The sequence below is a fragment of the Desulfosporosinus sp. FKA genome (assembly GCF_002196785.1).
GTDB classification, from domain to species: domain Bacteria; phylum Bacillota; class Desulfitobacteriia; order Desulfitobacteriales; family Desulfitobacteriaceae; genus Desulfosporosinus; species Desulfosporosinus acididurans.
Genome location: NZ_NAHZ01000032.1, coordinates 148,537 through 167,063 on the forward strand (window position 1 = coordinate 148,537; position 18,527 = coordinate 167,063).

24 protein-coding genes are annotated in these 18,527 nt (G+C 45.0%); all 24 read left to right on the forward strand.

The genetic code is table 11. The features are described 5' to 3' along the window. Positions 1-30: 30 nt before the first annotated feature. The 24 genes from fsa (at position 31) to atpG (ending at position 18,510) form a co-directional block, all read left to right on the forward strand. Positions 31-675: a fructose-6-phosphate aldolase gene (gene fsa, locus B5771_RS17645; RefSeq protein ID WP_088188707.1), complete on the forward strand. Its 645-nt coding sequence runs from the start codon at positions 31-33 to the stop codon at positions 673-675. Between the two features lie 270 nt (positions 676-945). Further along, on the forward strand, positions 946-1,932 hold the full coding sequence (gene glpX, locus B5771_RS17650) for a class II fructose-bisphosphatase (protein WP_088188708.1): 987 nt from the start codon (positions 946-948) through the stop codon (positions 1,930-1,932). A 72-nt stretch (positions 1,933-2,004) separates the two neighbouring features. After that, the gene (locus tag B5771_RS17655) at positions 2,005-2,685 is read left to right on the forward strand and encodes a M23 family metallopeptidase (protein WP_207652714.1); all 681 of its coding nucleotides are present in this window, start codon (positions 2,005-2,007) and stop codon (positions 2,683-2,685) included. A gap of 176 nt (positions 2,686-2,861) precedes the next feature. Beyond that, on the forward strand, positions 2,862-3,059 hold the full coding sequence (gene rpmE, locus B5771_RS17660) for a 50S ribosomal protein L31 (RefSeq protein ID WP_047809061.1): 198 nt from the start codon (positions 2,862-2,864) through the stop codon (positions 3,057-3,059). A 195-nt stretch (positions 3,060-3,254) separates the two neighbouring features. Next, positions 3,255-4,142 (forward strand): DUF1385 domain-containing protein, encoded by an 888-nt coding sequence (locus B5771_RS17665; protein ID WP_088188709.1) that lies wholly within the window; start codon positions 3,255-3,257, stop codon positions 4,140-4,142. Between the two features lie 18 nt (positions 4,143-4,160). Continuing rightward, positions 4,161-5,231: a peptide chain release factor 1 gene (gene prfA / locus B5771_RS17670; RefSeq protein WP_088188710.1), complete on the forward strand. Its 1,071-nt coding sequence runs from the start codon at positions 4,161-4,163 to the stop codon at positions 5,229-5,231. Positions 5,232-5,261: 30 nt separating this feature from the next. Next, positions 5,262-6,104, forward strand: a complete 843-nt coding sequence (gene prmC, locus B5771_RS17675; RefSeq protein WP_088188711.1) for a peptide chain release factor N(5)-glutamine methyltransferase — start codon at positions 5,262-5,264, stop codon at positions 6,102-6,104. 6 nt (positions 6,105-6,110) lie between these two features. Beyond that, positions 6,111-7,157: an L-threonylcarbamoyladenylate synthase gene (locus B5771_RS17680; RefSeq protein WP_088188712.1), complete on the forward strand. Its 1,047-nt coding sequence runs from the start codon at positions 6,111-6,113 to the stop codon at positions 7,155-7,157. A gap of 66 nt (positions 7,158-7,223) precedes the next feature. After that, positions 7,224-7,808, forward strand: a complete 585-nt coding sequence (locus B5771_RS17685; RefSeq protein WP_088188713.1) for a manganese efflux pump MntP family protein — start codon at positions 7,224-7,226, stop codon at positions 7,806-7,808. Positions 7,809-7,820: 12 nt separating this feature from the next. Continuing rightward, positions 7,821-8,285, forward strand: a complete 465-nt coding sequence (locus B5771_RS17690) for a low molecular weight protein arginine phosphatase (protein ID WP_088188714.1) — start codon at positions 7,821-7,823, stop codon at positions 8,283-8,285. A gap of 130 nt (positions 8,286-8,415) precedes the next feature. Beyond that, positions 8,416-8,865 (forward strand): ribose 5-phosphate isomerase B, encoded by a 450-nt coding sequence (rpiB, locus tag B5771_RS17695; RefSeq protein ID WP_088188715.1) that lies wholly within the window; start codon positions 8,416-8,418, stop codon positions 8,863-8,865. A 30-nt stretch (positions 8,866-8,895) separates the two neighbouring features. Continuing rightward, the gene (locus B5771_RS17700; protein ID WP_088188716.1) at positions 8,896-9,456 is read left to right on the forward strand and encodes a TIGR01440 family protein; all 561 of its coding nucleotides are present in this window, start codon (positions 8,896-8,898) and stop codon (positions 9,454-9,456) included. Positions 9,457-9,519: 63 nt separating this feature from the next. Then, positions 9,520-10,776, forward strand: a complete 1,257-nt coding sequence (glyA, locus tag B5771_RS17705; protein ID WP_047808911.1) for a serine hydroxymethyltransferase — start codon at positions 9,520-9,522, stop codon at positions 10,774-10,776. A gap of 16 nt (positions 10,777-10,792) precedes the next feature. After that, the gene (gene upp, locus B5771_RS17710) at positions 10,793-11,422 is read left to right on the forward strand and encodes a uracil phosphoribosyltransferase (RefSeq protein WP_088188717.1); all 630 of its coding nucleotides are present in this window, start codon (positions 10,793-10,795) and stop codon (positions 11,420-11,422) included. Next, positions 11,422-11,892: a cytidine/deoxycytidylate deaminase family protein gene (locus B5771_RS17715; RefSeq protein WP_088188718.1), complete on the forward strand. Its 471-nt coding sequence runs from the start codon at positions 11,422-11,424 to the stop codon at positions 11,890-11,892. The genes upp and B5771_RS17715 overlap by 1 nt, the downstream gene beginning before the upstream one ends. 58 nt (positions 11,893-11,950) lie before the next feature. After that, complete coding sequence (wecB, locus tag B5771_RS17720) at positions 11,951-13,072, forward strand: UDP-N-acetylglucosamine 2-epimerase (non-hydrolyzing) (RefSeq protein ID WP_172408306.1); 1,122 nt, start codon at positions 11,951-11,953, stop codon at positions 13,070-13,072. A gap of 210 nt (positions 13,073-13,282) precedes the next feature. Next, a complete protein-coding gene (locus B5771_RS17725; RefSeq protein ID WP_088188719.1) occupies positions 13,283-13,507 on the forward strand; it encodes an AtpZ/AtpI family protein in 225 nt (74 codons plus the stop codon). Next, a complete protein-coding gene (locus B5771_RS17730; RefSeq protein WP_088188720.1) occupies positions 13,497-13,865 on the forward strand; it encodes a hypothetical protein in 369 nt (122 codons plus the stop codon). Before B5771_RS17725 ends, B5771_RS17730 begins: the two co-directional genes overlap by 11 nt. Next, a complete protein-coding gene (atpB, locus tag B5771_RS17735) occupies positions 13,858-14,616 on the forward strand; it encodes a F0F1 ATP synthase subunit A (protein ID WP_088188721.1) in 759 nt (252 codons plus the stop codon). Before B5771_RS17730 ends, atpB begins: the two co-directional genes overlap by 8 nt. 108 nt (positions 14,617-14,724) lie before the next feature. Beyond that, entirely contained in the window at positions 14,725-14,958 is a 234-nt protein-coding gene (atpE, locus tag B5771_RS17740) for a F0F1 ATP synthase subunit C (protein ID WP_047808904.1), read from the forward strand. Positions 14,959-15,069: 111 nt separating this feature from the next. Then, the gene (atpF, locus tag B5771_RS17745; protein ID WP_088188722.1) at positions 15,070-15,567 is read left to right on the forward strand and encodes a F0F1 ATP synthase subunit B; all 498 of its coding nucleotides are present in this window, start codon (positions 15,070-15,072) and stop codon (positions 15,565-15,567) included. Then, a complete protein-coding gene (locus tag B5771_RS17750; protein WP_047808902.1) occupies positions 15,564-16,130 on the forward strand; it encodes a F0F1 ATP synthase subunit delta in 567 nt (188 codons plus the stop codon). Before atpF ends, B5771_RS17750 begins: the two co-directional genes overlap by 4 nt. A 4-nt stretch (positions 16,131-16,134) precedes the next feature. Further along, a complete protein-coding gene (gene atpA / locus B5771_RS17755; RefSeq protein ID WP_088188723.1) occupies positions 16,135-17,643 on the forward strand; it encodes a F0F1 ATP synthase subunit alpha in 1,509 nt (502 codons plus the stop codon). A gap of 24 nt (positions 17,644-17,667) precedes the next feature. After that, positions 17,668-18,510 carry an ATP synthase F1 subunit gamma gene (gene atpG / locus B5771_RS17760; RefSeq protein ID WP_088188724.1) on the forward strand — a complete coding sequence of 281 codons (843 nt, stop codon included), beginning with the start codon at positions 17,668-17,670 and terminating at the stop codon, positions 18,508-18,510. Positions 18,511-18,527: the final 17 nt, after the last annotated feature.

The following is an 18,527-nucleotide window of genomic DNA, read 5'->3' on the forward strand; positions in this document are numbered from 1 at the left end:
GAAAAGTTTAAATGGAAAGTAGGCGATGATATGCAATTTTTCTTAGATTCAGCGAATCTTGACGAGATAAAAAAAGCTTGGGATATGGGTGTGATTGCCGGTCTCACCACTAACCCGAGTTTAGTGGCTAAAGAGGGAAAAGATTTTCACGAGCTGCTTAAGACAGTTACGGGAATTATCGATGGCCCCATCAGCGCTGAGGTTATCGCCCTTGATTACGAGGGTATGCTTCGGGAAGCTCGCGATCTCGCAGGAATCCATCCTAATATTGTCGTGAAAATACCTATGACCGAGGAAGGCCTTAAAACTGTTAAAACTCTGAGCTCGGAGAACATTAAAACGAACGTTACACTTATTTTTTCTGCAAACCAGGCTTTATTAGCAGCGAGAGCCGGAGCTGCTTATGTAAGTCCTTTTCTTGGTCGTCTCGATGATATTGGTGAAAACGGGCTTAACTTGGTTGCTGATCTATGTGAAATATTTCAAGTCCATAATATTGCTGCTAAGGTTATTGCCGCCAGTATTCGTAATCCTGTTCATGTTACTGAAGCGGCCAAGTTAGGTGCTGATTATGCAACGGTGCCTTTCTCCGTTTTGAGACAACTGTTCCGTCATCCCTTAACGGATGCAGGGATTGATAAGTTCCTGGCAGATTGGAAAACGTTAAAATCATAACTCTATGATTGGGATTTATCCGATATTTTTTCAATTACGAATGGTTAACTGGCATCAGCTAATCTGAGAAGGGATTGGCTGATGCCAACATTTTTGTAAAAAGTAGGCTTAATCTTCTAGTATGTAGTGGTTGAAAAGCCCCTAAAAGTATGTCACAATAAAACAGAAGAGAAGAAATGTGATACATATTTGGGAGTTTTTGAACGTGTATCAATCCTTGGATGTGAATAACTAAACAGATAATGAGGATAAATAGAAGGGGGTTCTAAATTGGAACGTGAACTTACCATGGAATTTGCTCGGGTAACTGAAGCCGCGGCTCTGGCATCGGCGCGGTGGGTAGGATTAGGAGATAAAGAGGCTGCTGATAACGCGGCTGTTGAAGCGATGCGTGCAGTATTTGACACGATTCATATGGATGGAACGGTAGTTATCGGCGAAGGGGAAATGGATGAGGCCCCTATGCTTTATATTGGAGAGCGAGTGGGTAATGGCGAAAGCCCGGAATTAGATGTTGCCGTCGACCCTTTGGAGGGCACAAATATTGTTGCCAAAGGGATAGCAGGAGCCATTGCTGTTGTGGCTATTGGCAAAAAAGGTTGTTTATTGCATGCACCAGATATGTACATGGACAAAATCGCAGTTGGCCCTGCAGCAGCAGGGAAAATTAAGTTAGATGCACCTGTAGCGGAGAATGTGTCTAATGTTGCGAAGGCTTTGGGAAAAAGTATCTGTGATATGACCGTTGTGATTTTGGATCGTCCCCGCCATCATAAATTGATTCAGGAAGTACGTAATTGCGGTGCAAGAGTTCGTCTTATTACAGATGGAGATGTTTCTCCTGCTGTAGCTTGCGCCTTTGAAGATACGGGAGTAGATATGATGATGGGAGTTGGCGGAGCACCGGAAGGAGTTCTTGCTGCAGCTGCTCTTCGTTGTATGGGGGGAGAAATGCAAGGGCGCTTGTGGCCTGAGAATGAAGTGGATGTCGCCCGGGCCCAGGCTTTGGGAATTAAAGATGTCAATAAGTTATTGACCATGGATGATTTAGTAAGCAGTGACGATGTCTTTTTTGCAGCAACGGGAATCACAGAAGGTGCTCTTTTGCGGGGAGTAACCTTTACTTCAAAAGGAGCCTTAACCCATACTGTTGTAATTCGAGGAAAGTCAGGAACTGTTCGCTTTATTGAAGCCCGGCATCGTTTTGATAAGAAGCCGCAATATGCTATGAAAGGTTGTCTTGATGGTCCAGTATAATTAATCTTAATTATGGGTAAGATACCTCGGTGTGTCTGGTAAATAATTGCGCTTCGAGGTGGTTCCGTTTCCATGGATTGTTTTCGAGATGAAGGAAAGCGGCGCATTGCCATAGTTACTGGAAGCGTCGCTTTTTTCATGGGTCTCAGTGGTTTTTTTCTGGAGGCTTCGCCTGTCAATGCTCAGGCAGTCACAGACCATATCGTTTGCTATTCAGTTTTCAGTCTGGAATCCAAGGCGGAGATGAAGGATCTTGCCGAAAGGTATCAGACGACAGTTTCGGCACTTACGAAGCAGAATCCCGCTGAATCATCAGGAAACTGCTTGAGTGTAACTTTGAAGGATAATTTTAAGAGTGCCAAAAAATGTTCAAGGGGAAAGGACATATCCTATATATGGCCGACAAATGGACCGGTAACTTCAGGATATGGTCCCCGCGCTGATGGGGATTTTCATCATGGCCTGGATATTGCTGCCTCCATTGGGACTCCTATTAAGGCAGCTGGTTCGGGTGAAGTAATTAAGACAGGTTGGTACGGAGTTTACGGCTTGACTGTGATCGTGAAGCATGAGGATGGAGTCGAGACACTTTATGGACATAACAGTAAAATCTTAGTTAAAACTGGTGATAATGTTCAGAAAGGGGAGACCATATCTTTTTCCGGAAACACCGGAAACTCAACGGGGCCTCATCTGCATTTTGAGATTCGGATGGATGGCAAAGCTGTTAATCCTAAAAAATTTCTGCCTTGAATTCCCACTAGTTCTCTTGATGTTTTATAACATTAAGTTAAAATTAAAGATAAGACTGCAAAGATCTTGACCTTGGAATAGTTTTCGTGCTAAAATAGTAAGAGTTGACTGGAATCGTGTCATCAACGGGTGCGGCAAAAAAGCGCCTCGATCCAAATGGGAAAGAAGGTGAAGACATGAAAGAAAAAATTCACCCGAAATACGAACAAACCACAGTGACATGTGCTTGCGGCGAGGTTATTCATACAGCAAGTACTAAAAAAGATATCAAAGTGGAAATCTGTTCGAAATGCCATCCCTTTTACACCGGGGTACAGCGTTTTGTCGATGCTGGCGGACGGGTTGAACGCTTTAAGAAGAAATATGGGATGTAAACAACGGCCTGCGGTCGTTGCTGAAGGAAGAGCAGAGCGCAAGCTCTGCTCTTCGCGGCATAAGCTCGGCACAAGCCGAGTTTTCTTTATACTATTAGAAAGCATAACTTTGGCATCATGAGGGTGGCACGAGTCGCTTTTACGAAGCATAATTTATTATGCCCTTAAGAAAAATAAACGTGAGGAGAGCAGTGGATGGATAGACCAGTCCAATATGGCGGTCAAGCCGTCATAGAAGGAGTTATGATGCGCGGCCCGCGGGAAAGTGCTATTGCAGTCAGGCTTCCTAACGGTGAGATTGAGGTAACCTGTATCGAAATCCATTCTTGGGCCAAAAAATCAATTTTCAAATTGCCTTTGATTCGTGGGTTTGTGGCACTGATAGATTCTTTAGTCGTTGGGACACGGGCTTTAACATTTTCGGCTAATCGTTCGCTGGGAGAAGAAGACGGTAAAGAGAGCGAAGAACTTGGCTTCTGGGAATTGGCTTTAACCATCGGCTTGGCTTTTGGTTTAGGCTTATTGTTTTTTGTTGGTTTGCCGACCGGGGTAGCGCATTTGTTTCAAAGTAAAGTGACAGGGACTCTCTGGCAAAATCTTTTAGAGGGAGCAATACGCTTAGCGATATTTTTTATCTACATTGTGATTATTTCCCGACTTAAGGACGTTCAGAGGGTTTTCCAGTACCATGGCGCTGAGCATAAGGCAATTTTCACTTATGAAGCAGGAAAAGACTTAACTGTAGAAAATGCGCGTTCTTTTTCCAGACTGCACCCGCGCTGCGGAACAAGTTTTTTGTTAATCGTAGTTGTGGTGAGCATCTTTGTTTTCGCCTTTGTCGGTTTACATCCTTTATGGTGGCGTATTGTATCCCGTGTATTACTGATGCCGTTGGTAGCCGGTCTTGCTTATGAGATCCTTAAATTCTCCGCACGGCATTTGGAATCACCACAGTTTCGCTGGCTTATTGTTCCGGGTTTGTTGCTGCAGAAATTAACAACGCGTGAACCGGATGATTCGCAGCTTGAAGTTGCCTTAGCTGCCTTGAAGGGTGTTTTGGATTCGGGTCAAGAACTAACCTAATTTTTTGGGGTGTGAATAATGCTAGAGAAACTTTATGAAATAGAACGTAAATATGATGAGCTTACAGAGCTTCTAAGCGATCCTGAGATTATTGCCAATCAGACAGAATGGCAAAAATATGCTAAAACTCAAGCAGGCATGACCAATCTTGTTACGGCTTTCCGAGAATACCAAGAGGTGACACATCAACTGGAAGAAACAGAAAAACTTCTGCAAGAAAAGCTTGATCCTGAAATGCTGGAGATGGCCGAACAAGAGCGGGATGACTTGAAAAGCCGGTCTCAGAAACTTGAGGAATCTATGAAAATCTTACTTTTGCCCAAAGACCCTAATGATGAAAAAAATGTCATTATGGAAATTCGGGGAGGAGCCGGCGGCGAAGAAGCAGCTCTTTTTGCGGGAGATCTCTATAAGATGTATACTCGTTACGCTGAGGAACAGGGCTGGAGGACAGAAGTCCTGAGTGCCAGTTACACTGATATTGGCGGATATAAAGAAATAATTTTCATTGTTGAAGGTTATGGGGCTTACAGCAAGCTGAAGTTTGAAAGTGGTGTCCATCGTGTTCAACGGATTCCAACTACAGAATCAGGGGGGAGAATTCATACCTCAACGGCTACTGTTGCAGTTTTGCCTGAAGCAGAGGAAGTGGAAGTTTCTATTAATCCCAATGACCTGAGAATTGATATTTTTTGTTCGAGCGGGCCGGGAGGTCAATGTGTAAATACTACCCAATCAGCTGTAAGAATTACACATTTACCGACAGGAATAATTGCAACGTGTCAGGATGAGAAATCTCAACTTAAAAACAAGGAAAAGGCTCTGCGCGTTTTACGCGCTCGTATTTTAGAAAAAGCTCAGGAAGAGGCTATGGGCGAACAGGCTTCTGAACGCCGAAGCCAAGTTGGCACAGGAGATCGAAGTGAGCGGATACGGACGTATAATTTTCCCCAAGGACGAGTAACTGATCATCGTATAGGTCTAACCCTCCATCGTTTGGAGACTATTCTGGCGGGAGACATGGAAGAAATCATCCAAGCCTTAATCACGTCAGATCAAGCTGAACGCTTAAAGAACGAGATAGCTTAGGAGACATTGAATCAGGAGGTTAACTTAGCTTTGAACGTACTGGAAGGGATGCGCTGGGGTGAGGCACAGCTTCTGGACAAGAATATTGATAACGCCCGCTTTGATGCAGATATGCTGCTTGCTGAAGTTCTCAAAGTTTCAAGAGACAAACTGTATTTTGACCGGGATCGCGAACTAAGCAATGAAGAAGAAAATGCTTTCAAGCATTGGATTGTCCGTCGTTCTGAGCATGAGCCTCTTCAATATATTTTAAAATCCCAGGAGTTTATGGGACTTCCCTTTTATGTCGATGAGCGAGTGCTTATCCCCCGCTCAGATAGTGAGACGTTAGTCGAGACTTGGCTGGAATTAGTTCGCCAGGAAGAAAAGCAAGGGCGAGCAGGGATAAAGGTGGCGGATCTCTGCACGGGAAGCGGAGTTCTTGCCATCTCCATGGCCTATTATTATCCAAAAGCTGAAATTGTGGGCTCTGATCTTTCCTCAGAAGCTCTCGAGGTGGCTCGAGTGAACGCTGGCAACTTAGGTGTTTCAGTGAACTGGCGGGAGGGCGATTTTGCAGCTTCCATTAGGGGGGAATGTTGGGATTGGATTATCTCTAATCCTCCCTATGTTTCAATGGCAGACTACGTTCAGTGTGCTCCCGAGATATTTCGTGAACCTTCCATGGCTTTTTTAGGCGGACAAGATGGCCTGAAATTTTATCGCCGGCTGGCAGAAGAGGCGAGAACGCTCTTAAAACCGGAAGGGAAAATTTTATTGGAAATTGGTTGGGATCAAGGTGAAGCCGTTTGCGGTATTTTTCAAAAGAAGGGTTTTGCGACTCAAGTGTTCCCGGATTTGGCAGGACGAGACCGGGTGATCTTAGCGAGGTGAACATCGGTGCAGACAAAACGAGTATATATTGACGGAGTATCTCCGGAACCTGAATTAATATCTGAAGGGGCGAATTGGCTTCGTGCAGGAGAACTTGTGGCATTTCCGACAGAAACGGTTTATGGCTTGGGGGCTAATGCCCTGAGTGCTGCTGCTTGCGCTAAAATTTTTGCCGCCAAAGGCAGACCCCAGGACAACCCTCTGATCGTACATGTTTGTAATCGGGCTATGGCCGACAGGTATGTGGACGGTTGGACAGCTGAAGCGGAACTATGTGCTCATCATTTTTGGCCTGGACCATTAACGTTAGTACTTAAAAAGAAGCCGCTTATACCGGATAATGTCACGGCCGGATTGCCTAACATAGCTCTCAGAATGCCGAGCCATCCTGTTGCTCTGCGTTTAATCGAAGAAACAGGCCTTCCTATTGCGGCACCAAGCGCCAATCAATCGGGAAAGCCCAGTCCAACTAACGGCAGCCATGTCTGGCGTGATATGAAGGGAAAAATCCCCCTGATTCTTGATGCCGGAGCATGTCCGGTGGGGCTGGAATCGACGGTTCTTGATTTAAGCGGGAATGTGCCTACGATTTTGCGCCCAGGCGGAATCACTAAGGAAAAATTAGAAGAAATTCTGGGAGAGGTTCAGGTTGATGTTCCCCAAGAGAATCAAGCCCCTAAAGCGCCGGGAATGAAGTATCGTCACTATGCTCCTCAGGGTGAAATGATTTTATTGGTGGGCTCTTCACAACGCGTTGTACAACGCATGGGAGTGGAAATCCAACGCGGCCATGCGCGGTTAAAGAAGGTTGGGATTCTTTGCACCCTTGAAAGCGCCCCGTTTTTGCACCATCTTCTTCCGGATCTTCTTTTTGTCATGGGCTCCCAAAATCGGCCCGAGGAAATTGCTGCGAGCTTGTTTGAAGGACTTCGGGTTTGTGATGAAAGAGGCATGGATTTGATTTTAGCAGAAGGAATAGAAGAGACTGGTTTAGGAAGTGCAATTATGAACCGCTTGCAGAAAGCAGCCGGGCAAAGGGTAGAATTTATATAGGTATTAACCTCGCGTCTAAGAGGCCCTTCCCTTAGCATATACATAGGGAGAACGGAGGGAAGGGTATTGAATTTAGCGTGGGTTATTGCCGTAGCAATTGCCTTAGGCACAGATGCATTCTCCTTATCACTGGCGATCGGCTTGTCCGGAATTAGGAAAGGCTTAATGTTGAAATTTATCGTTGTCGTAGCTGCTTTCCATGTGCTGATGCCTTTGGGTGGAATGGTCTTAGGTCAGGCTTTAGGAGCTATTTTAGGACAATTTGCAAGTTGGATTGGTGCCTTGATCTTGATAGGCTTGGGCGGGCATGTATTTTACAAAGTATACCATCCAACGAAAGAACAATTTTCCTTTGCTGAGGCTAAGAAAGCCTTGCGGCAGAAAAGACTGTTTGTAGACATTTCCTATAAAGGATGGAGCCTTTATGTGATGGCGGCTAGTGTCAGCTTGGATGCTTTGAGCGTAGGCTTTTCACTAGGGACGTTTGGCTTCAATATCTTGATCAGCGTTATAGCAATGGGTCTTATTGCAGGATTGATGACAGGAATGGGCCTGCTTTTAGGACGCGTAATCGGTACACGTTTGGGAGATAAGGCGGAATTATTGGGTGGCATCGCTTTGTTTTTAATTGGCGTAAAATTGTTATTCTGATGGGGTGTCGTTATGGCGTTAAAACTGCTGTTTGTCTGCACGGGCAATACTTGCCGAAGTCCGATGGCAGAAAGGCTGGCCCGGCAGATTTTGGGCAAAGAGGTTCAAGTCACTTCGGCAGGAATAGAAGCTTGGGAAGGTGAGAAGGCAAGCCTTCAGGCTTTAGAAGTTCTTAAAGAAAAGAAATTGGATCTTTCCGATCACCGGGCAAGGAAAATCAGCGCAGAACTAATGAGCGAGGCAGATTGGATTATTCCAATGACCCTAGCTCAGGAAGAACGTCTCAAATATCGTTTTCCTGAATTCGCTTCTAAAATTCGCTGTTTAGGCGGATGGGGAGAGCGGGGACGAGATATTCGCGATCCTTGGATGGGTTCAGTTGATGAGTATCGTCAGACAGCTTTAGAAATTGAGGAGCTGCTAGACTCTCTTAAGGAAGGCCTCGCGGAGGATATTGAGAAACAGAGCAAAGCATAAGATGAAATGAAGATGATTACACTAGCGACGTTGTCGCTATTTTTTTTGGGATTGCCAAGTTTTCATAGTTTGCAGGGATTTTGTAAGTATTTGTAGAACTGAATGAATAGATAGAAATGGAGGAATTAAAGTGAGAGTTGTTCTTGGAGCAGACCATGGAGGATACGAACTCAAGGAGGCCATTCGCGGTCACCTAGAGTCACAAGGATATGAGGTTTTCGACGTAGGAACTCACTCGACAGATTCAGTAGACTATCCCATGTATGGATTTGCAGTAGGTAATGCCATCCTAAAGGGTGAAGCTGATTTAGGAATTGCTGTATGTGGAACGGGACAGGGAATATCTATAGCTGCTAATAAACTTCCGGGAATTCGCTCTGCCGTTTGCACGGAGACCTTTTCGGCAAGGATGGCTCGAGAACATAATAATGCTAATGTTTTAGCCTTAGGCGGAAGAGTTGTAGGTGTTGGACTGGCGCTTGACATCGTTGATATCTTTCTGAAAACGGAGTTTTCAGGGGGAAGACATGAACGGCGCATAAATTTGATTACCGACTTTGAACTTGGCAAGAAGGTTTGATATTAGACCGTGGAAGGAGGAGCCTTGTACGTGGAAAACGATGCTTCGCAAAAACTTCAAGAATTAAAGCAAGAGTGGGAAGGAATTCTTGATGGCTTCTTTCAGCAAGTGACACTGCGTTCTCAGCAGATTCTTGTTCTAGGATGCAGCACCAGTGAGGTCGTTGGACATCGAATAGGGCAAGGAAGCAGTTTAGAGGTTGCTGAGATATTATTGCCGCCCTTGTTAAATCGAGTTCATCAAAAAGGAATTTATTTAGCAGTTCAGGGATGCGAACACATTAACCGTGCTTTAGTTGTCGAAGAGGATTGCGCAGAACATTATGGCTTAGAGATCGTTACGGTACTTCCTGCGCTCCATGCCGGAGGTGCTATGACTGTTAAAGCTTGGGATTCCTTTACGTCACCGGTCATGGTTGAGACCATCCAAGGCCATGCCGGGATAGATGTTGGAGATACTTTCATCGGTATGCACCTGCGCCCGGTCGTTATTCCTGTCCGGATTCACGTTAAAGAATTAGGTGAAGCTCATCTTACCTTGGCCCGGACTCGCCCGCGTCTCATCGGAGGTCCAAGGGCCAGATACGAATAATCTAAGCGTGAGTTGAGAAGAAGAAAAAATGTATCTTCAAATTACAGAATAGGAGCGAATAACATGGATTATATCAATCAATGGGTTAAACCACAGGACCCGGAAGTCGCTGCAGCAATGGAACAAGAGGAAAATCGACAGAGGCAGACTATTGAACTTATTGCTTCCGAGAACTTTGTAAGCAGAGCCGTCTTAGCCGCTCAAGGTTCAGTTTTAACCAACAAATATGCCGAAGGTTATCCGGGCAAACGCTACTATGGAGGCTGCGAATATGTCGATGTGGTAGAAAATTTAGCTCGGGAACGGATTAAAAAAATTTTTGGGGCCGAACATGCCAATGTTCAGCCACATTCAGGATCTCAAGCCAATATGGCAGTATATTTCGCTATGTTAAAACCTGGAGACACTGTGCTGGGAATGAATTTATCTCATGGAGGACATTTAACGCACGGCAGTCAAGTGAATATTTCCGGAACTTATTTTAACTTTGTTTCTTATGGAGTCGATAAGGAAACTGAACGTATTGATTATGAAATGGTACGCAAATTGGCCCTTGAGCATAAGCCAAAATTAATCGTTGCCGGGGCGAGTGCTTATCCGCGAATTATTGATTTTGCTAAAATGCGAGAAATAGCCGATGAAGCAAAAGCTTTATTTATGGTTGATATGGCACATTTTGCCGGTTTAGTGGCGGCAGATCTTCATCCATCTCCAGTACCTTATGCTCACTTTGTAACTTCAACAACGCATAAGACCTTGAGGGGACCGCGGGGAGGGTTAATACTCTGTAAGGAAGAATTTGCCCAAGCCATTGACAAGGCCATTTTCCCCGGGATTCAGGGAGGGCCGTTGATGCATGTTATTGCTGCCAAAGCAGTCGCCTTTGGAGAAGCTCTGCATCCGGAATTTAAAGAGTATCAAAAACGAATCGTGGAAAATGCTCAAGCACTGGCGCAGAGCCTGGTAGAAAAGGGGTTCCGACTTGTTTCCGGAGGAACGGACAATCACCTTATGCTTGTGGACGTAAAACCGAAAGGGCTAACCGGTAAAGAAGCCGAACATATTCTCCACGAAGTCGGTATTACTGTCAATAAAAATACGATTCCTTTTGAAACGGAAAGTCCTTTTGTCACCAGCGGCATTCGTATTGGCACGCCTGCGGTTACTACTCGGGGGATGAACCCTCAGGCTATGGTGCAAATCGCCGAAGCAATTGACCTTGCCTTGACCTCTCACCGTGAACCTGATAAACTAGCGAAGGCACGGGGAATTGTCAGCGCACTATGTGCTGAATATCCCTTATACGCTAATTTAAATTAGGAGTTGAGACCATAATATGGCAAAACTTCAAGTTCTTGACCACCCTCTCATTCAACATAAGTTATCCTTGATTCGCGATGAAAAAACGGGCTCTAAAGAATTTCGGGAGCTTGTTGAGGAAGTCGCAATGTTGATGGCTTATGAGGTAACCCGGGATTTTCCCCTTCAAGAAGTCGAAGTTCAAACCCCGGTAGGTTTGGCTAGAACCAAAGTAATTGCTGGTCGAAAAGTTGGGTTAGTTCCTATTCTTCGAGCGGGATTAGGTATGGTTGACGGCATGCTGCGGTTGATTCCTGCGGCTAAGGTTGGACATGTGGGTTTGTATCGGGATCCGGAGACTCTCTCTCCGGTAGAGTATTATTGCAAACTTCCCAGCGATATTGCCGAGCGGGATCTGATTGTTATCGATCCCATGCTGGCAACAGGAGGTTCGGCCTCTGCTGCTATTACATTTTTAAAAGATCGTGGAGCTAAAAATATAAAATTAATGTGCCTCATTGCAGCACCGGAAGGTATAAAAGCTGTACAAAGTGCACATGCTGATGTTGATATTTTTGTTGCTGCCGTCGACGAGCGTTTAAACGATCATGGCTATATAATCCCGGGGCTCGGTGATGCCGGGGACCGTCTGTTTGGGACAAAATGATGAAACGGGAAAAACGCCCTAGCTGGGATAGTTATTTCATGCAGCTGGCACATGTTGCAGCCGGACGTTCTACCTGTCTGCGACGTCAAGTTGGAGCTGTAATTGTTAAGGACAAACAAATCTTAACGACAGGCTATAATGGGAGTCCTTCGGGACTCCAACATTGTGAACAAATTGGGTGTCTGCGGCAGAGCTTAGGCGTTCCTTCAGGGGAGCGTCAGGAGATCTGCCGTGCTGTGCATGCGGAACAAAATGCTATAGTACAGGCAGCCAAGCATGGAGTGGCAATAACGGGGGCGGATCTTTATGTAACGCATCAGCCCTGTGTGCTCTGCACAAAACTGCTTATTAATGTCGGGATTATACGTGTGTTCTATCGTTATCCCTATCCGGATCAACTGGCCCTGGAGATGGCTAAAGAAGCGGGACTTCAGTTGATTCACTTTGAGGAAGACATTCCGAAATTGTGATTGTTTGGTCACCTCTCTATATCAAGTGAGAGGTGACTCAATCGAAGGGAGTAAGCCTGTGATCAGACGAAAAAAAGTGATGGTGGTGTTCGGTACACGGCCAGAGGCAATTAAAATGGCCCCTGTTATCCAAGCCCTTAGGCAGCAAGAAGCAATTCACTGTCAGATCACCGTGACAGCCCAACATCGCGAGATGTTAGATCAGGTTCTGGAATTGTTTAAGTTAACTCCTGATTTTGATCTTAATCTAATGAAACAAGGTCAAACTCTGACAGATATAACAACACGCGCTCTTAATGGACTCCGGGAAGTATTCCAGCAGGAATCACCTGATCTTGTATTAGTTCACGGAGATACAACGACTACCTTTGTAGCTGCTCTGGCCGCCTTCTATGCCCAAATACCTATCGGGCACGTTGAAGCGGGATTGCGTACGGGAAATAAATATTCTCCCTATCCGGAAGAAATGAATCGCAGACTGGCTGGAGTCCTGACAGATCTGCATTTTGCGCCTACGGAAAGAGCAAGAGAAAATCTCCTGCGCGAAGGGGTTGCGCAGGAAAAAGTATTTGTTACAGGTAATACTGTGATTGATGCTTTGCTGGCGACGGTAAAAGCTGATTATCTTTTCCGGGAACCCCAAATTCAAGCCATCCTTAAACAAGGTCATACATCGCGAATGGTTTTAGTTACCACCCATCGCCGAGAAAATCTTGGGGAACCGATGCGGCAAATATACCAGGCTTTAAGCAAGATGCTGGAACTATTCCCTGAAACATATGTAGTATTTCCAGTTCATAAGAATCCAAAGGTTCGAAAAGTTGTTGATGAAGTCCTTGGAAAACACTCTCGTGTCTATCTTATTGAACCAATGGATTATGAACCATTTGTAAATCTGATGGCACGGTCGTATTTAATATTGACAGATTCAGGTGGGATTCAAGAGGAAGCCCCTTCTCTCGGTAAGCCGGTTTTAGTAGTCAGAGATACTACAGAGAGGCCTGAGGCAGTGGAAGCTGGGACAGTTTCCCTTGTTGGTACGGGGTATGACAGTGTGTTATCTGAGCTTAAACGTTTGTTGAGTGATGATGATGCTTACCGAAAAATGGCAATGGCAAGCAATCCGTATGGAGACGGCCATGCAGCAGAACGAATCGTGCAAATTATTAATAAAAATTGAATTCAGCAATAGAAATATACTATGTATAAAAAAGCACAAAGTTATGGTATAGTATGTTACAATAGGATTTGGAAATAACGCAAAAGATAAAGAGCAAAAGATAATCTTAAAAATAATCTTTTGAATACTCTTTTATCGAGGATAAAAAGAAGGATTTATACATTAGTTACGCGGAAGTATTTACTAGCACATAGCAAAGGACGAGGGAATGTGGCGAGTAGTCTTAAAGGATGGCAAAAGGCACTAGCGATAGGTTCAAGTATTGCGTCCATATTGGCAGGACTCGTCGGTGGAGGATTTTTTTTGGGGCGATATCTGGATGCTCGTTGGGGAACACAGCCCTTATTCACTATTGGCCTGATGCTGGTTGGGCTAGTATTCGGAGCGAGCTATCTAATAATTACTTTAAAAGAGTGGATAGCCGATGAGAAGTAGCCGCGTTGCCTTCTGGGGCGTAACAGCATGTTTATTACTGGGATTTGCAGTGACAGGCTATCAAGGTTTCTTGGGAAGTTTAGTAGGGTATTGGGCCGGTTTCGGTTATACCATTTGGGTCTACCGTGATACGTTAATTAGTTCAGAGCTTGATATACATAACGCAATAAGACATATGCGCCGAAACTTTTTTTCTCGGTTAGGAGTAGTTACCTTAATTGTCGCCGCTGTGGGACGTTTTCAAAGGGGCTGGCTTCCAGGTTTAGCATTAGGGATTGCTGTGGGGTTGATAATTTCTTTTATCACCGTTGCAATACAAAGAAATCATTTAGAAAGGGGGGAGGAAAAGAATGGCTGACGAAACCGTATTATGGCACTTGGGAAACATGACCTTCCACGCAAGAACATTAATTAATACTTGGCTGGTAATGGCTGCTATTTTAATTTTTTGCTTAATAGGGGTTCGTAATTTAACAAGCGGCAAACCTGGTAAAATGCAGAATGTCATGGAATGGATTGTCGACTTTGTTAAGAACCTGGTATCCGATAATATGAACTACGAACAAGGACGCCCGCTCTTAGGTTATTTATTGACGTTGATTATGTTTGTTTTCTTTTCTAACATGGTCAGTGTGATCCCGAACCTAACATTTGGCCTTTTCGAGAATTTTCACATAGACTTTGCCCATTTGAATGAAATTTTTGCACGTCAAGAGTATTTTTCAGCTGCACCCACTTCAGATATTAATGTTACCATGGCTTTAGCATTATTAACAATTATTTTGGTAGTAAGCCTGGGCATAAAGACTAAAGGGGCGCATTATTTCCATCATTTTGTTGAACCTAATCCGGTATTTGCGATTATTCACCTTATTGACTTATTGGCTAAGCCATTGACGCTCGCCTTTCGTCTATTTGGAAATATCTTCGCCGGCGAGATCCTTGTCAAGGTTATTTGGATGCTTCCAGGAATTAGTGTTCTTCCAGGAGTATTGCCGCAGGTTGTTTGGCTGGCCTTTAGTATCTTTATCGGTGCCATCCAAGCATATGTATTCACGGTATTGACTACCGCGTATATATCTCAGGCGGTCACGCCCTCTGAGCACTAATTTAACCGTTTTTGTCACCATTCTTAGGTTAGTTTTCAGTGAAGTTTTGAAGTTCACTGAGGGAATAATTTTTATTAATTTTTGGAAATTAAGAAGGGAGGAAATTTAATGGAAGCGCATGCTGCAGCTGCACTTGGTGCAGGAATTGCTGCTGGTTTAGCGGCCTTTGGAGCATCACTCGGTAATGGTAATGTTATTAGCAAAACGATTGAGGGTATCGCTCGTCAACCAGAGGCTAAAGCAACATTACAATCAACCATGTTTATCGGTGTAGGCTTGGTTGAGGCTCTGCCACTCCTTAGCTGGGTCGTTGGACTGTTGTTGATGTTTACAGTGAAGTAAGTTCGTATGATGGGCTAACGGATTGCGCCTATCTTAATCAAGGGGGGACGTAAGTTCCCCCTTGAAAAAAATCATCCCGACGACAATCAGACTCGAGAGGGGGGTAGACCATTGGGTGGGAATCCTATTCAATTCGACTGGACATTAGTAGCTACAATTATATCATTCCTGCTGCTCGTTTGGCTGCTGAAGGCGAAAGCATGGGGCCCGTTAATGAAAGTAATGGAAGAACGGCGGACTCATATTGAATCCATGCTTTCCCAGGCGGAAAGTGAACGACTACAGGCTGAACAAATAAAACGTGAATACCAAGAAGAAATGCGTAAAGCTCGTCAGGAAGCTCAAGAGGTGATTGCCAAGGCCACAAAGGTGAGTGAACAACGTGCCGCTGAAATCTTGGCTGAATCCCACGAGGAAGCTGAAAAAATCAAGAAATCTGCCCTTGTAGATATTGAAAGAGAACGGGATCGCGCAATTTCTGAAGTTAAGGCACAAGTTGCGGATCTGTCAGTTCTCGTGGCTGAAAAGATTATTCGTCAAAAGCTTGACCTGAAAGGTCAAGGGGATCTCATTGAACAATTCATTCAAGAAGTAGGGGAAATGCAATGATAAATGGATCACTTGCTCGCAGATACTCTCAAGCCTTGTTTGAAATTGCCTCGGAGACATCCCTTGATTCAATTGATGCCGACTTACGTGAACTAACGAAATTGGTTGAGGGAAATGATGAGGTCAAAAAGGTTTTGCTCCACCCACATATTTCGCTTAGCGAAAAGAAGTCGGTGATGGCAAAAATTCTTAGAGACGACTTCAGTGAAACTGTCCGTCATTTCCTCTATCTTTTGATTGACCGCAAAAGAGAAAATCTCTTGCCGTTCATTCAACGTGAGTTTACTCGGCTGGCGGATGAGGCACGAAGAGTTGTGGAAGCAAAAGTGGCTAGCGCCATTGCCTTAAGTGCTTCGCAACTCGACGATCTCAAAAAGGCTATAGGCCGTATGACGGGGAAAGATGTCCGTCTAATCAGCGAAGTACGAGAAGAACTCATTGGGGGAGTTCTTATTCAAATCGGAGACCGCGTGATGGATGGGACCATTGCACACGCTTTGGCTAAAATGCGTGAGGATTTACGTAAAAGCACAGATAAACCTCAGGAAGTAGGGGTGAAATAAAAGGATGAACTTGCGTCCAGAAGAAATTAGTTCTATTATCAGACAGCAAATTGAACGCTATGAATCGGCTGTCGATACCGTAGACGTCGGGACAGTTATCCAGGTTGGAGACGGAATTGCGCGTGTCTACGGTTTAGAGAAAGCCATGGCCGGTGAACTTTTAGAGTTTCCCGGTAAAGTATATGGCATGGCCATGAACCTTGAAGAAGATAATATTGGCTGCGTTATTCTTGGACCCTTCGCAGGGATCAAAGAGGGCGATCAGGTCAAGAGAACAGGTCGGATCGTGGAGGTCCCTGTCGGCGAGGCTTTGATTGGCCGGGTTGTTAATGCCCTTGGTCAGCCTATTGACGGCAAAGGGGAAATTGTAACGGATAAATTCCGTCCTATTGAAAACCGGGCATCTGGTGTTATTTCCCGGAAATCAGTACATGAACCTGTGCAAACCGGTCTTAAATCAATTGATGCTATGGTTCCCATTGGCAGAGGTCAGCGGGAATTAATCATCGGTGACCGTGAAACAGGCAAAACTGCTGTAGCAATCGATACGATTATTAACCAAAAAGGCCAAGATATGATTTGTATCTATGTCGCTGTTGGACAAAAAGCTTCGACCGTTGCCAGCGTCGTTCAAAAATTAGAAGAAAACGATGCTATGAAATACACGATTGTCGTAGCTGCCACAGCTTCTGAATCAGCACCAATGGTTTATATTGCGCCTTATTCCGGTGCTGCCATGGGTGAAGAATTCATGTATAACGGCAAGCATGTCTTGATTATTTATGATGATCTCTCGAAACAAGCGGTTGCTTATCGTGAACTTTCACTGCTCCTGAAGCGTCCGCCAGGCCGTGAAGCGTATCCTGGGGATGTTTTCTACCTCCACTCTCGTCTCTTGGAGCGGGCTGCCAAACTTTCTGACGAACTCGGCGCCGGTTCAATGACAGCACTTCCTATTATCGAGACTCAGGCCGGTGACGTTTCGGCTTATATTCCTACAAATGTTATTTCCATTACAGACGGTCAAATCTTTTTGGAATCAGACCTCTTTTACTCCGGTTTCCGTCCGGCCATCAATGTTGGTCTCTCCGTTTCCCGGGTAGGCGGCAGCGCCCAAATCAAAGCCATGAAACAAGTAGCCGGTCAGCTCCGTTTGGATCTTGCCAGCTATCGTGAATTAGCGGCATTTGCCCAATTTGGTTCTGATTTGGATAAAGTCACCCAAATGCGTCTTAACCGCGGTAAAGTGACCATGGAAATTCTTAAACAGGCACAGTACGCAACCTTACCTGTCGAAGAAGAAGTTGTTGTAATTTACGCTGCGGTTAAAGGATTTACCGATGATATCGACATTGAGAAGATTGGAAAATTTGAGCAAGAGTACCTGCGTTTCATGCGCTCCGTTAAGGCTGACCTGTTAACTAAAATCCGCACCGAAAAGGCGCTCTCCAAGGAAATGATCGCCGATCTGGAAAAAGCGATTAACGAATTTAAACAGGGGTTTGTGGCCTAGATTAAAAAGGAGTAGGTGAATGAGGTGGCAGGAGTACGCGATATTCGTCGCCGGATCCGCAGCGTACGCAATATGCAGCAGATCACGAAGGCGATGAAAATGGTTTCCGCGGCCAAACTCAGAAAAGCCCAACAAAAACTTATCGCTGCCCGCCCGTATGCCAACCAATTGCAAGGGGTCTTGGAGCGCCTATCACAGGCTGGGGATACTGTTCATCCGCTCTTAGTCAAGCGGCCTGTGCAAAAGGTGGTTTATGTATTAATTACATCGGACCGTGGTCTCTGCGGAGGGTATAATGCTAACCTGATCCGGAAGACGACCGGTTTGATTGCCGAAACGCCGCAAGAAGTTAAGTTGGTGACGGTAGGCCGCAAAGGTCGGGATTTCTTCCGCCGCGGTAAAATTGAGTTTTTGGCTGAGTTTGTAGCGCTTGGTGATGATCCAAGTTTTAATCAAGCAAAAGAAATAGCTAAAGAAGTAATACGGCTCTATGAGCAAGGTGAAGCGGATGAGGTATATTTATTGTTTACTGAGTTCGTGAGTGCTATCACACAAAGACCTTCTCAAGTCAAATTACTTCCCATTGAAAAACCTGAAGGTAAACAAGGGAAACAATATATTTTTGAACCGTCTCCTGACGAAATCCTTGCAAGCTTATTGCCGAAGTATGTGGAAACACAGATCTTCCGCTCAATCCTTGAAGGAAAAGCTAGTGAGCAAGGTGCCAGGATGACGGCTATGAGTTCGGCAACAGATAATGCTACGGACATGATTGATCGGCTGTCTCTGGCCATGAATAGAGCTCGACAGGCGGCAATTACCAAGGAAATATCTGAAATTGTCGGTGGAGCAGCAGCATTAGAATAGGCTGCCGGAAATACCTA

Bases quoted from the DNA above. Each gene is read 5' to 3' on its own strand.
- fsa (WP_088188707.1), top strand. From the start codon at position 31: ATGCAATTTTTCTTAGATTCAGCGAATCTTGACGAGATAAAAAAAGCT.
- B5771_RS17655 (WP_207652714.1), top strand. From the start codon at position 2,005: ATGGATTGTTTTCGAGATGAAGGAAAGCGGCGCATTGCCATAGTTACT.
- rpmE (WP_047809061.1), top strand. From the start codon at position 2,862: ATGAAAGAAAAAATTCACCCGAAATACGAACAAACCACAGTGACATGT.
- B5771_RS17665 (WP_088188709.1), top strand. From the start codon at position 3,255: ATGGATAGACCAGTCCAATATGGCGGTCAAGCCGTCATAGAAGGAGTT.
- prfA (WP_088188710.1), top strand. From the start codon at position 4,161: ATGCTAGAGAAACTTTATGAAATAGAACGTAAATATGATGAGCTTACA.
- B5771_RS17690 (WP_088188714.1), top strand. From the start codon at position 7,821: ATGGCGTTAAAACTGCTGTTTGTCTGCACGGGCAATACTTGCCGAAGT.
- glyA (WP_047808911.1), top strand. From the start codon at position 9,520: ATGGATTATATCAATCAATGGGTTAAACCACAGGACCCGGAAGTCGCT.
- upp (WP_088188717.1), top strand. From the start codon at position 10,793: ATGGCAAAACTTCAAGTTCTTGACCACCCTCTCATTCAACATAAGTTA.
- B5771_RS17715 (WP_088188718.1), top strand. From the start codon at position 11,422: ATGAAACGGGAAAAACGCCCTAGCTGGGATAGTTATTTCATGCAGCTG.
- B5771_RS17730 (WP_088188720.1), top strand. From the start codon at position 13,497: ATGAGAAGTAGCCGCGTTGCCTTCTGGGGCGTAACAGCATGTTTATTA.
- atpB (WP_088188721.1), top strand. From the start codon at position 13,858: ATGGCTGACGAAACCGTATTATGGCACTTGGGAAACATGACCTTCCAC.
- atpE (WP_047808904.1), top strand. From the start codon at position 14,725: ATGGAAGCGCATGCTGCAGCTGCACTTGGTGCAGGAATTGCTGCTGGT.
- B5771_RS17750 (WP_047808902.1), top strand. From the start codon at position 15,564: ATGATAAATGGATCACTTGCTCGCAGATACTCTCAAGCCTTGTTTGAA.
- atpA (WP_088188723.1), top strand. From the start codon at position 16,135: ATGAACTTGCGTCCAGAAGAAATTAGTTCTATTATCAGACAGCAAATT.